We start from the raw sequence: 12,869 nt of genomic DNA, 5'->3' as shown, positions 1-12,869 counted from the left end.
GCGGCAGATTCGCAATTCAGCGAAGCGTTACAGTCGTCCCAGATCGTTGACCAAGGCTAACAACATCACCCCGACCACCAAACTGATACCGATCTGTATCCCCCAACCCTGCACCCGATCCGACAAGGGGCGACCACGCACCCACTCGACCAGATAAAACAACAGATGCCCCCCATCCAATACTGGAATGGGCAACAAATTCAGAACCCCAAGGCTAATACTCAGATAAGCCAGGAAATTCAGGAAATCTACAACGCCCGACTGGGCAGAAGCGCCCGCCACTTTAGCAATGGTTATCGGTCCACTCAAGTTTTTTACCGAGAGCTCGCCGAACAACATTTTCTTGAGGGAATCGAGGGTCAGCACACTCATGGTCCAGGTGCGTCTCGCGCCCTCGCCAATTGCCGCCAACGGCCCGAAACTGACCTCTCGCACCATCGAAGGTGGCCACTCGACACCCTTGACCCCGGCACCCAGGTAACCCCCGGCTGCCTTGGCTTCCCCGCGAACCGCCAGGGTCACAGGGATGTCGATTTGAGCACCCTCGCGCTCAACTTTCAGCACAATTTTGGTATCAGGGCGTACACGCACCAGGTCGACCACTTGCTGCCAATCGTTGAGCGCCTGGCCATCCAGCGCCAGCAGGCGATCACCGGTTTTCAGACCCGCGGCCTGGGCCGGCCCCTTCGGATCCAGCTCTGCGAGTACCGGCGGCAAGGCCGGGCGCCATGGGCGAATACCCAGGGACTTGATCGGATCAGGCTCATCGGAGCCCTTCAGCCAGTGGTCCAGGGTCAGCTCGCGCGGCGTTTCAGCCGTGGAGTCCGGCTCGCGCACCACCAACTTGACGATGCCGCTTTCACCCAGGCGACGCACCAACTGCAAATTGACCGCCCCCCAACCCGTGGTTGGCTCGCCATCAACTGCGACAATTTCTTGACCGGCAGTCAGGCCAGCCTTGGCCGCCATGCTGTCCGCCTCGACGGCACCAATGACCGGGCGCACCTGCTGGCTGCCCAACATGGCCAGGACCCAGAAAAACACCATGGCCAACAGAAAGTTGGCGATCGGGCCTGCCGCCACAATGGCAATACGCTGACGAACGGTCTTGCGATTAAAGGATTGGTCCAACTGATCAGCCGGCACTTCGCCTTCACGCTCATCGAGCATCTTGACGTAGCCGCCCAGCGGAATGGCAGCAATCACAAACTCGGTACCGCGACGGTCGTGCCAACGCAGCAAGGGCATGCCGAAGCCTACGGAAAAGCGCAGTACCTTGACGCCGCAACGACGCGCGACCCAGAAATGGCCGAACTCGTGGAAGGTGACCAGCACACCCAGAGCAACCAGGGTGCCGACAATCATGTAGAGCGCACTCATCTAATTTCTCCGCATTTCAATCCAGTGCCTGAAGGCTCAAACACGCCAAAAGGCTAACGCGTATTGCGGTTCAACCATTGCTCGGCCAAGGCCCGGGCCTTGGCATCCGCCTCGAACACCGCGCCAAGGTCATTCACGGCGACGACGGGCTCAACGCTTAAAACGTCCTCGATGATACTCGCGATCTGCGGAAAGCGGACGCGCCGATCAAGAAACGCCGCCACGGCCACTTCGTTGGCCGCATTCAGCATCGCCGGCGCACTATTACCCGCATCCGCAGCTTGCCGCGCAAGACGCAGGCAAGGGAAGCGCTGCTCGTCAGGCGCTTCGAAATCCAGGCGGGCAATGGCAAACAGATCCAGGGGTGCAACACCCGAGTCAATGCGCTCCGGCCAGGCCAGTGCATTGGCGATCGGCGTGCGCATGTCCGGGTTGCCCAACTGGGCCAAGACCGAACCGTCCACGTAATCCACCAGGGAATGAATCACACTTTGCGGGTGAATCACCACCTCGACCTGATCCGGCCGGGCGTCAAACAGCCAGCAGGCCTCGATCAACTCCAGGCCCTTGTTCATCATGCTTGCCGAGTCCACCGAGATCTTGCGCCCCATGGACCAGTTCGGATGAGCACAGGCCTGGTCAGGGGAAACATGCTCCATCTCGGCCAGCGGCGTCTGCCGGAACGGACCGCCAGAGGCTGTCAGCAGAATCCGACGCACACCCACCTGGCTCAGCCCACGGGCGAAGTCAGCGGGCATGCACTGGAAAATCGCGTTGTGTTCGCTGTCCAGCGGCAACAGCACGGCGCCGCTCTTGCGCACGGCCTGCATAAAGAGCGCGCCGGACATCACCAGGGCTTCTTTATTGGCCAGCAGAATCTTCTTGCCTGCATCAACGGCGGCCAGGGTCGGACGCAAACCGGCAGCGCCGACAATCGCGGCGACCACGGTGTCGACATCAGGATCAGCCGAAACCTGGCACAACCCCTCCTCCCCTACCAACACCCGGGTCGCCAGGCCCGCCGCGCGCAGGTCATCCTGCAAACCACGCGCAGCTGCCGCTTCCGGCACGACTGCGTATTGCGGCGTGTGCCGCACACACAGCGCCAACAGCTCGCTCAGGCGACTGAAGCCGGTCAATGCGAATACTTGATAACGCTCGGGATGACGAGCAATCACATCGAGTGTGCTGAGCCCCACCGAGCCGGTAGCCCCCAGCACGGTGACCTGTTGCAGGCGGCTCACGAGGCAGCCATCCACAACAGAACGGCAAAAATCGGGATCGCAGCCGTCAGGCTGTCGATACGGTCAAGCACACCACCGTGACCCGGCAGCAGGTTACTGCTGTCCTTGATCCCGGCCTGACGCTTGAACATGCTTTCGGTGAGGTCACCGACCACCGAGATGAACACGACCACCGCCGCACCCACCAGGGCCAGGAGCATTTCCTTGACGGTCCAGCCGCGCACCACACCGACCACAATCGTAATCACCAGGGTCAATGCCAGGCCGCCATACACGCCTTCCCAGCTTTTGCCCGGGCTGACAGCCGGCGCCAGCTTGCGCTTGCCGAAAGCACGGCCGGAGAAGTAGGCACCGATATCGGCGCCCCACACCAGCACCATCACCGCCATGATCAGCCAGTTACCCAACTGCATGTGCTTGATGTAGACCAGGCCTTGCCAGGCAGGCAGCAGAATCAAAAGGCCGATCACCAGCTTGCAGGCGACACTGGACCAGTGACTGCTGGTGCCTGGATAGGTCAGCACCAGATACGTCGCCAACGCCCACCACAACACCGCCGCACCCAGCACCCAAGGTGCCACGCCCGGCAGGATGTACATCAGGAACATCAACAGCGCCACGACAGCGGCGTACACCACACGAGGCAACTGCGCGGCGAAACCCGCCAGGCGCGCCCACTCCCATGCACCCAGCGTCACAACCAGGCCGATGAACAGCGCGAAATTCGCCCCTTCAAGCAGGAAAAACCCGCACAGGGCAATAGGCAGCAGGATCAGCGCCGTGATGATTCGTTGTTTAAGCATTAAACCCGGGCTCCAGCTTCGATCTGCTCGCTCGTTTTACCGAAGCGACGCTGACGGGAAGCGAAATCGGCCAGCGCGTTGCGCATGGCATCGTGTTTGAAGTCCGGCCAGAACAGGTCGGAGAAGTACAATTCGGTATAGGCCAACTGCCACAACAGGAAGTTGCTGATGCGGTGGTCGCCACCGGTACGAATGCACAGATCGGGCAGCGGCAGGTCGCCGGTCACCAGACAGGTTTGCAACAGTTCGGGCGTGATGTCTTCCGGACGCAAATGGCCGGCCTGCACTTCGCGCGCCAGACGCTGCGCAGCCTGGGCGATATCCCACTGGCCGCCGTAGTTGGCTGCAATCTGCAGCACAAAACGGTCACTGCCGGCAGTGATTGCCTCGGCTTCGCGCATCGCCGCCTGCAACTCTGGATGGAACCGCGAGCGGTCGCCGATGATGCGCAGGCTGATGTTGTTCTCGTTCAGGCGCTTGGCCTCACGACGCAGGGCTTTGAAGAACAGGTCCATCAAGGCACTGACTTCCTCGGCCGGGCGCTGCCAGTTTTCACTGGAGAACGCGAACAAGGTCAACACTTCGACCTTGGCCTCGGCACACACCTCGATCACGGCACGCACAGCATCGACACCCGCTTTATGCCCGGCAACACCCGGCATAAAGCGCTTCTTCGCCCAGCGATTATTCCCATCCATGATGATCGCGACATGGCGCGGCACCACGGAGGGCACAGTCTGCTTGGTCTTTTCCATGAAGGCGTCCTGACCCTTTATACGGCCATCAGGTCCTTTTCTTTATCTTCCGTGGCCTTGGTGATCTGGGCCTCGGCGTCTTTCGTCAGCTTGTCGATATCAGCAACGGCACGGCGCTCTTCGTCTTCGCTGATTTCCTTGTCCTTGACCAGTTTCTTCAGGTCACCCAAGGCATCACGACGGATGTTGCGCACGGCAACACGTGCATCTTCAGCGGCGCTGCGGGCCTGCTTGGTGAAGCCCTTGCGGGTCTCCTCAGTCAGGGCCGGCATGGAGATCAGCAGCAATTCGCCCAGGTTGGTCGGATTGAGGTTCAAGCCGGCGCTCTGGATGGCCTTGTCGACAGCGCCGAGCATGTTGCGCTCGAACGCCACGACCTGCAGGGTACGGGAGTCTTTTACGGTGATGTTGGCCACTTGGGTGATGGAGGTATCAGTACCGTAGTACGGCACCATCACACTGCCCAGAATGCTTGGGTGGGCCTTGCCGGTACGAATCTGGCCAAATGCATGGTTCAGAGACTCCAGGGATTTGTGCATGCGCTCTTGAGCGTCTTTTTTGATTTCGTTGATCATTGTTCGATTTCCTCGATCAGAGTCCCTTCCGCGCCGCCGTGTACGATGTTCAGCAGGGCGCCGGGCTTGTTCATGTTAAATACGCGCAACGGCATCTTGTGGTCGCGGCACAAGCAAATTGCCGTCAGGTCCATCACGCCCAGCTTGCGATCCAGTACTTCATCATAAGTCAGATGATCGAACTTCTCGGCATGCGGGTCTTTGAATGGGTCTGCAGTGTAAACACCGTCAACCTTGGTGGCCTTGAGCACCACGTCCGCGTTGATCTCGATACCACGCAGGCACGCAGCCGAATCGGTGGTGAAGAACGGATTACCGGTACCGGCAGCAAAAATCACTACCTCTTTGGCATCCAGATGACGCATGGCTTTGCGACGATCATAGTGATCGGTTACGCCAACCATGGAAATAGCCGACATCACGATCGCGGTGATATTGGCGCGCTCCAGGGCGTCACGCATGGCCAGGGCGTTCATCACAGTGGCCAGCATGCCCATGTGGTCGCCTGTCACCCGATCCATGCCAGCGGCGCTCAGTGCCGCACCACGGAACAGGTTGCCGCCGCCGATCACCAGACCGACCTGAACACCGATACCGACCAGTTGGCCGACTTCCAGTGCCATGCGGTCGAGTACTTTGGGATCAATCCCAAACTCTTCCGACCCCATCAGGGCCTCGCCGCTAAGCTTGAGTAGAATGCGTTTATAGCGAGCCTGATGACCACTGCCCTGCTGAGCCATTGCGAATCTCTCCTGCGGCGTATTTTTGAAAATTCTTGGCAAGCCGTTTACGGCCTGCGTTCACTCTAGCTTGACGCTGTCACAGCGCCATCGGAACACGGCTTTGTAAGCCAGTTCCAAAGGGAAACCAATAAAAATTGATCACCCCATTTGAAAAGAGGCTGCGCGCGTAAGCGGGCAGCCTCTTTTGGGCGACAGTTGAAAACTGTCTTACTGCTTGGCGGCAGCCAGCTGGGCGGCAACTTCTTCAGCAAAGTTGTCGACCGGCTTCTCGATACCGTCGCCTACTTTGTAGTAGGTGAAGGAAACGATCTCAGCACCGGCTTTCTTGGCCAGCTCGCCAACCTTGATTTCAGGGTTCTTGACGAACGCCTGCTCAACCAGGGAAGCCTCAGCCAGGAACTTGCTGATACGGCCCTTGATCATGTTTTCAACGATGTTTTCCGGCTTGCCGGCGATTTTGTCAGCGTTGAGGCTCAGGAACACGGCTTTTTCGCGTTCGATTGCTTCAGCGGACACTTCCGATGGCAGCAGGAATTCAGGGTTGCTGGCCGCTACGTGCATAGCGATGTCTTTGGCCAGTTCAACGTTGCCGCCTTTAAGGGCAACCACAACGCCGATCTTGTTACCGTGCAGGTAACCACCGACAACATCACCTTCAACGCGAGCCAGGCGACGGATGTTGACGTTTTCGCCAACCTTGCCGACCAGCACCAGGCGAGCAGCTTCTTGAGCTTCGATCAGCGGAGCGACGTCAGTCAGCTTGTCAGCGAACGCTTTTTCAACGCTTGCAGCAACAAATGCCTTGAAGTCGTCCTGCAGAGCCAGGAAGTCGGTCTGCGAGTTCACTTCCAGCAGAACGGCGGTCTTACCGTCTTCTTTAAGAGCGATAGCGCCTTCAGCAGCAACGTTGCCTGCTTTCTTGGCAGCCTTGATGGCGCCCGAAGCACGCATGTCATCAATGGCTTTTTCGATGTCGCCGCCGGCCTTGGTCAAGGCCTTTTTGCAATCCATCATGCCTTCGCCGGTACGCTCACGCAGTTCTTTAACCAACGCTGCAGTAATCTCTGCCATTTTCAAAATCCTCTTGGATAGGTTTTCAACCATTCCACCCGATTGAACGGGCGATCAATTCTTCCCGAACCACCCTTGTAGGCCGCTGCACGTTACAGATGTTGTAGCTGCGCTGCAGACAAATGGTTTTCGAGGTGGCAAAAAGGGGGCCAAGCCCCCTTTTTGCTTACTGAGTCAACGCCAAGGCGTCAGTTACTCAGCTGCTGCTACCGGAGCTTCTTCAACGAACTGCTCGGTGCCGCCAGCAACGTGGTTGCGGCCACGGATTACAGCGTCAGCCATCGAACCCATGTACAGCTGGATAGCGCGGATTGCGTCATCGTTGCCTGGGATGATGTAGTCAACGCCTTCCGGGCTGCTGTTGGTATCGACTACGCCGATAACCGGGATGCCCAGCTTGTTGGCTTCGGTGATCGCGATGCGCTCGTGATCAACGTCGATAACGAACAGTGCGTCAGGCAGACCGCCCATGTCCTTGATACCACCCAGGGAACGATCGAGCTTTTCCAGGTCGCGAGTGCGCATCAGCGCCTCTTTCTTGGTCAGCTTGGCGAAAGTACCGTCTTCGGCTTGCACTTCAAGGTCACGCAGACGCTTGATGGAAGCACGGATGGTTTTGAAGTTGGTCAGCATGCCGCCCAACCAGCGGTGATCGACGTACGGCGAACCGCAACGTGCTGCTTCTTCAGCAACGATCTTGCCAGCGGAACGCTTGGTGCCGACGAACAGAATCTTGTTTTTGCCCTGGGCCAGGCGCTCTACGAAAGTCAGAGCTTCGTTGAACATTGGCAGGGTTTTTTCAAGGTTGATGATGTGGATCTTGTTACGCGCGCCGAAAATGTATTTACCCATTTTCGGGTTCCAGTAACGGGTCTGGTGACCGAAGTGCACACCGGCCTTCAGCATATCGCGCATGTTGACTTGGGACATGATAGTTCCTTAATAAGTCGGGTTTGGCCTCCACGTATCCCAATGACCAACCAGCGGCATTCGCCTCCGGCACCCAGGTCATCGTGTCGACACGTGTGTGGATTTAAGCTTTGCGGGGTATCCCCGGAAAGCGGCGCATTTTATACCACACAGCTTGCAAAAACGAAACCCGCAATCACATTTGCCGCCTGTCGCTTTTGCCTAAGCCTTTGAATAAAGCCAGAATGCCCCCATCCTTATAGACAGAAGCGATCGCCAGACGCTCATGGTTTCACCCCTGCGTCTGCTAGAATCGCGTTTTTTGGGCTTGTGCGAATTCTGCAACCTTTTGTCGCACACCCGTAAACCGTATTGATTTCAGCGCGTCGCGCTAGAGAGAGCCTGTATGACCGTCACCCTCAAAACCGCCGAAGACATCGCAGGCATGCGCGTTGCCGGCAAACTGGCTGCCGACGTGCTGGAAATGATTGCCGAACACGTCAAGCCCGGCGTCACCACCGAAGCGCTGGACCGCATCTGCCATGACTATATTGTCGATGTGCAAAAAGCCATCCCGGCGCCACTGAACTACAAGGGCTTCCCCAAGTCGATCTGCACCTCGATCAACCACGTGGTGTGCCACGGCATTCCCGGCGACAAGCCCCTGAAAGACGGTGACACCCTGAACATCGACGTTACTGTGATCAAGGACGGCTACCACGGCGACACCAGCCGCATGTTCCACGTCGGCACCGTGCCAGTGTGGGCTGAGCGCCTGTCGCAAGTGACCCAGGAATGCATGTACAAGGCCATCGAAATCGTCAAGCCCGGCTGCCGCCTGGGCGACATCGGTGAAATCATCCAGAAGCACGCCGAAAAGAACGGCTTCTCGGTGGTCCGTGAGTTCTGCGGCCACGGCATCGGCAAGGTGTTCCATGAAGAGCCACAGATCCTGCACTACGGCCGCGCCGGCACCGGCATGGAGCTCAAGGCAGGCATGACCTTCACCATCGAGCCGATGATCAACCAGGGCAAGGCCGACACCAAGGTGCTGGGCGACGGCTGGACCGCCATCACCAAGGACCGCAAGCTCTCGGCCCAGTGGGAACACACCCTGCTGGTGACCGACACCGGCTACGAGATCTTCACCCTGCGCGCCGACGACACGATTCCTCGCGTTTCGGCGTAATGTTTGCACCGGTTTTCTGATTAGCAACGCTGTGCCCCATAGATAGATAGGAAAACCGATCGATGCCCCAGGTGGATCCCGAACTGTTTGACCGCGGCCAGTTCCAGGCGGAGCTGGCGCTGAAGGCAAGCCCCATCGCCGCCTTCAAGAAGGCCATCCGTCAGGCCCGCGAGGTGCTCGACGAGCGCTTTCGCACTGGCCGGGACATTCGCCGGCTGATCGAGGACCGCGCCTGGTTCGTCGACAACATCCTGCAAAAGGCCTGGGAACAGTTCAGCTGGAGCGAAGACGCCGATATCGCCCTGGTGGCCGTCGGCGGCTATGGCCGGGGCGAACTGCACCCCTACTCCGACATTGACCTGCTGATTTTGCTGGACAGCGCCGACCACGAGATCTTTCGCGACTCCATCGAGCGTTTTCTGACGCTGTTGTGGGACATCGGCCTGGAGGTCGGCCAAAGCGTGCGCTCGGTGGACGAATGCGCCCAGGAAGCCCGCGCCGACCTGACGGTGATCACCAACCTGATGGAAAGCCGCACCATCGCCGGCCCCGAGCACCTGCGCCAGCGCATGCTGGAAGTCACCAGCACCGCGCACATGTGGCCGAGCAAGGAATTCTTCCTGGCCAAGCGCGCCGAGCAGAAGGCCCGGCACCACAAGTACAACGACACCGAATACAACCTGGAACCCAACGTCAAAGGTTCCCCGGGCGGCCTGCGGGATATCCAGACGATCCTCTGGGTTGCCCGTCGCCAGTACGGCACCCTGAACCTGCGGGCCCTGGCCGGGGAAGGCTTTCTGGTAGAGAGCGAAAACGCCCTGCTGGCCTCCTCCCAGGAATTCCTCTGGAAAGTGCGCTACGCGCTGCACATGCTGGCCGGCCGCTCCGAAGACCGCCTGCTGTTCGATCACCAGCGCTCCATCGCGACCTTGCTGGGGTTTGAAGGTGAAGACGCGAAGACCAGCATCGAAAGCTTCATGCAGCAGTATTACCGGGTGGTGATGAGCATTGCCCAGCTCAGCGACCTGATCATCCAGCACTTCGAAGAAGTGATCCTGGCCCCGGAAGACGAAGCACCGCCGCAGCCGATCAACTCGCGCTTCCAGTTGCACGATGGCTACATCGAAGCCCGCAACGACAACGTGTTCAAACGCACGCCGTTCGCCATGCTGGAAATCTTCGTGCTGATGGCCCAACAGCCGGAAATCAAGGGTGTGCGCGCCGACACCATTCGCCTGCTGCGGGAAAATCGTCACCTGATCGACGACGATTTCCGCCACGACATCCGCAACACCAGCCTGTTTATCGAACTGTTCAAGTGCAAGATCGGTATCCACCGCAACCTGCGGCGCATGAACCGTTACGGGATCCTGGGGCGTTACCTGCCGGAGTTCGGCTTTATCGTCGGGCAGATGCAACACGACCTGTTCCACATCTATACCGTGGATGCCCACACCCTGAACCTGATCAAACACCTGCGTAAGTTGCAGTACACCCAGGTGTCAGAGAAATTCCCGCTGGCCAGTAAGCTCATGGCGCGCTTGCCCAAGCCTGAATTGATCTACCTCGCCGGCCTGTACCACGACATCGGCAAGGGCCGTCACGGCGATCACTCGGAAATTGGCGCCGTGGATGCCGAAGCGTTCTGCCAGCGTCACCAGTTGCCGCTGTGGGACAGCCGCCTGATCGTATGGCTGGTGCAAAACCACCTGGTGATGTCCACCACCGCCCAGCGCAAGGACTTGTCCGACCCGCAGGTGATTCATGATTTCGCCCAGGCCGTCGGCGACGAAACCCGTCTCGACTACCTGTACGTGCTCACGGTGTCCGACATCAACGCCACCAACCCGACACTATGGAACTCCTGGCGCGCCAGCCTGTTGCGCCAGCTCTACACCGAGACCAAGCGCGCCTTGCGTCGCGGCCTGGAGAACCCGGTGGACCGCGAGGAGCAGATCCGTCGCACCCAAAGCGCAGCCCTGGATATCCTGGTGCGTGGCGGCAACGACCCGGACGACGTCGAGCAGCTCTGGTCGCAACTGGGGGACGACTACTTCCTGCGCCACACCGCCGGCGACGTGGCCTGGCACAGCGACGCGATCCTGCAGCAGCCGGCCGATGGCGGGCCGCTGGTGCTGATCAAGGAAACCACCCAGCGCGAGTTCGAGGGCGGCACGCAGATCTTCATCTACGCACCCGACCAGCACGACTTCTTCGCCGTGACCGTGGCCGCGATGGACCAGCTCAACCTGAACATTCACGACGCCCGGGTCATCACCTCCAGCAGCCAGTTCACCCTCGACACCTACATCGTGCTCGACACGGAAGGCGAGTCCATCGGCGACAACCCGGAACGGGTGAAAAAGATCCGCAAAGGCCTCACCGACGCCCTGCGCAACCCCGACGACTACCCGACCATCATCCAGCGCCGGGTGCCGCGCCAGCTCAAGCACTTTGCATTCGCCCCCGAGGTGACGATCCACAACGACGCCCAGCGCCCGGTGACCGTACTGGAGCTCAGCGCGCCGGACCGCCCGGGCCTGTTGGCGCGGATCGGCACGATCTTCCTGGAATTCGACCTGTCGTTGCAGAACGCCAAGATCGCGACCCTGGGCGAACGGGTGGAAGACGTGTTCTTTATTACCGATGCCGACAACCAGCCGCTTTCCGACCCTGAACTGTGCCGACGCTTGCAGGAAGCCATCGTCCAGCAGTTGAGCGTCAACCAGGAGACCGGCGTCGAGATGTCCAGACTGACGATTTGATTTTTAACTGTATAAATGCGGTTCCTGTAGGAGCTGGCTTGCCTGCGATGGCATCACCTCGGCGTACCTGATACACCGCGGTGCCTGCATCGCTGGCAAGCCAGCTCCTACAGGGAGCCCCGTGATAGAGGCCTTCATGAACAACGCTCTGAACCAGTTGCAGCCTTACCCGTTCGAAAAACTGCGCGTCCTGCTGGGCAGTGTTACGCCGAACCCGGACAAACGCCCGATCGCCCTCTCCATCGGCGAGCCGAAGCACAAATCCCCGCAGTTCGTCGCCGATGCGCTGGCCAACAACCTGGACCAGATGGCGGTGTACCCGACCACCCTGGGCATCCCGGCCCTGCGCGAGGCCATTGGCACCTGGTGCGAACGCCGCTTCAGCGTGCCCAAGGGCTGGCTCGACCCGGCGCGCAATATCCTGCCGGTGAACGGCACCCGTGAAGCGCTGTTCGCCTTCACCCAGACCGTGGTCAACCGTGGTGACGACGCACTGGTGGTCAGCCCGAACCCGTTCTATCAAATCTACGAAGGCGCGGCCTTTCTTGCCGGCGCCAAGCCGCACTACCTGCCGTGCCTGGATGCAAACGGCTTCAATCCGGATTTCGACGCGGTGTCGCCAGACATCTGGAAACGCTGCCAGATCCTGTTCCTGTGCTCCCCTGGCAACCCGACCGGCGCACTGATTCCCGTCGACACCCTGAAAAAGCTGATCGCCCTGGCCGACGAATACGACTTCGTGATCGCCGCCGATGAGTGCTACAGCGAGCTGTACTTCGACGAACAAACCCCGCCGCCGGGCCTGCTCAGCGCCTGCGTGGAACTGGGCCGCCAGGACTTCAAGCGCTGCGTGGTGTTCCACAGCCTGTCCAAGCGCTCCAACCTGCCGGGTCTGCGTTCGGGCTTTGTGGCTGGTGACGCCGAAATCCTCAAGGGTTTCCTGCTGTACCGCACCTACCACGGCTGCGCGATGCCGGTGCAAACCCAGTTGGCGAGCATTGCCGCCTGGCAGGACGAAGCCCACGTGCAGGCCAACCGTGACCTGTACCGGGAAAAGTTCGATGCCGTGCTGGCGATCCTGAAGCCGGTGCTGGACGTGCAAAACCCCGACGGCGGTTTCTACCTGTGGCCGAATATTAAAGGTGATGACGCCGCCTTCTGCCGCGACCTGTTCGTGGAAGAACACGTGACCGTGGTGCCGGGTTCGTACCTGTCCCGGGAAGTCGATGGCGTCAACCCGGGCGCCGGGCGTGTGCGCCTGGCGCTGGTTGCGCCGCTGGCCGAGTGCGTGGAAGCAGCCGAGCGGATTCGCGACTTCATCACCCGCAATAAATAACTGCTCTGAACGTGGCGAGGGAGCTTGCTCCCGCTCGGCTGCGCAGCAGTCGTAAACCGGCTGACGCTGTTTCCCTGCATGAATGAAGTCGCCAGCGTT

At 59.7% G+C, this 12,869-nt stretch carries 11 protein-coding genes; 3 read left to right on the top strand and 8 right to left on the bottom strand.

What is annotated here, in order from left to right; genetic code table 11:
* Positions 1-27: 27 nt before the first annotated feature.
* The 8 genes from rseP to rpsB all read right to left on the bottom strand — a co-directional run bounded on the left by rseP (position 28) and on the right by rpsB (position 7,501).
* Positions 28-1,380 (bottom strand): sigma E protease regulator RseP, encoded by a 1,353-nt coding sequence (rseP, locus tag HX875_RS04520; RefSeq protein ID WP_177042019.1) that lies wholly within the window; start codon positions 1,378-1,380, stop codon positions 28-30.
* A 53-nt stretch (positions 1,381-1,433) separates the two neighbouring features.
* A complete protein-coding gene (gene ispC, locus HX875_RS04515; RefSeq protein WP_177042017.1) occupies positions 1,434-2,624 on the bottom strand; it encodes a 1-deoxy-D-xylulose-5-phosphate reductoisomerase in 1,191 nt (396 codons plus the stop codon).
* Complete coding sequence (locus HX875_RS04510; protein ID WP_177042014.1) at positions 2,621-3,427, bottom strand: phosphatidate cytidylyltransferase; 807 nt, start codon at positions 3,425-3,427, stop codon at positions 2,621-2,623. Before HX875_RS04510 ends, ispC begins: the two co-directional genes overlap by 4 nt.
* Positions 3,427-4,182, bottom strand: a complete 756-nt coding sequence (gene uppS, locus HX875_RS04505; RefSeq protein ID WP_177042013.1) for a polyprenyl diphosphate synthase — start codon at positions 4,180-4,182, stop codon at positions 3,427-3,429. Before uppS ends, HX875_RS04510 begins: the two co-directional genes overlap by 1 nt.
* A 17-nt stretch (positions 4,183-4,199) precedes the next feature.
* Complete coding sequence (gene frr, locus HX875_RS04500; protein WP_177042011.1) at positions 4,200-4,757, bottom strand: ribosome recycling factor; 558 nt, start codon at positions 4,755-4,757, stop codon at positions 4,200-4,202.
* Positions 4,754-5,497, bottom strand: a complete 744-nt coding sequence (gene pyrH / locus HX875_RS04495) for a UMP kinase (protein WP_003219327.1) — start codon at positions 5,495-5,497, stop codon at positions 4,754-4,756. The genes frr and pyrH overlap by 4 nt, the downstream gene beginning before the upstream one ends.
* A gap of 210 nt (positions 5,498-5,707) precedes the next feature.
* Positions 5,708-6,571: a translation elongation factor Ts gene (gene tsf / locus HX875_RS04490; RefSeq protein ID WP_088423000.1), complete on the bottom strand. Its 864-nt coding sequence runs from the start codon at positions 6,569-6,571 to the stop codon at positions 5,708-5,710.
* 192 nt (positions 6,572-6,763) lie between these two features.
* A complete protein-coding gene (gene rpsB, locus HX875_RS04485; protein ID WP_003219330.1) occupies positions 6,764-7,501 on the bottom strand; it encodes a 30S ribosomal protein S2 in 738 nt (245 codons plus the stop codon).
* Positions 7,502-7,886: 385 nt separating this feature from the next.
* On the opposite strand from rpsB, the gene map reads away from it, so the two are divergent.
* The 3 genes from map (at position 7,887) to dapC (ending at position 12,770) form a co-directional block, all read left to right on the top strand.
* A complete protein-coding gene (map, locus tag HX875_RS04480) occupies positions 7,887-8,669 on the top strand; it encodes a type I methionyl aminopeptidase (protein ID WP_003219332.1) in 783 nt (260 codons plus the stop codon).
* 62 nt (positions 8,670-8,731) lie between these two features.
* Entirely contained in the window at positions 8,732-11,434 is a 2,703-nt protein-coding gene (locus HX875_RS04475) for a [protein-PII] uridylyltransferase (protein WP_177042009.1), read from the top strand.
* 136 nt (positions 11,435-11,570) lie between these two features.
* Positions 11,571-12,770, top strand: coding sequence for a succinyldiaminopimelate transaminase (gene dapC, locus HX875_RS04470; protein ID WP_177042008.1), 1,200 nt, complete (start codon positions 11,571-11,573; stop codon positions 12,768-12,770).
* The last annotated feature ends 99 nt before the right edge of the window (positions 12,771-12,869 follow it).

Source organism: Pseudomonas yamanorum (assembly GCF_013386765.1).
GTDB lineage: Bacteria > Pseudomonadota > Gammaproteobacteria > Pseudomonadales > Pseudomonadaceae > Aquipseudomonas > Aquipseudomonas yamanorum_A.
This window is presented reverse-complemented; position numbering and strand designations above follow the sequence as displayed.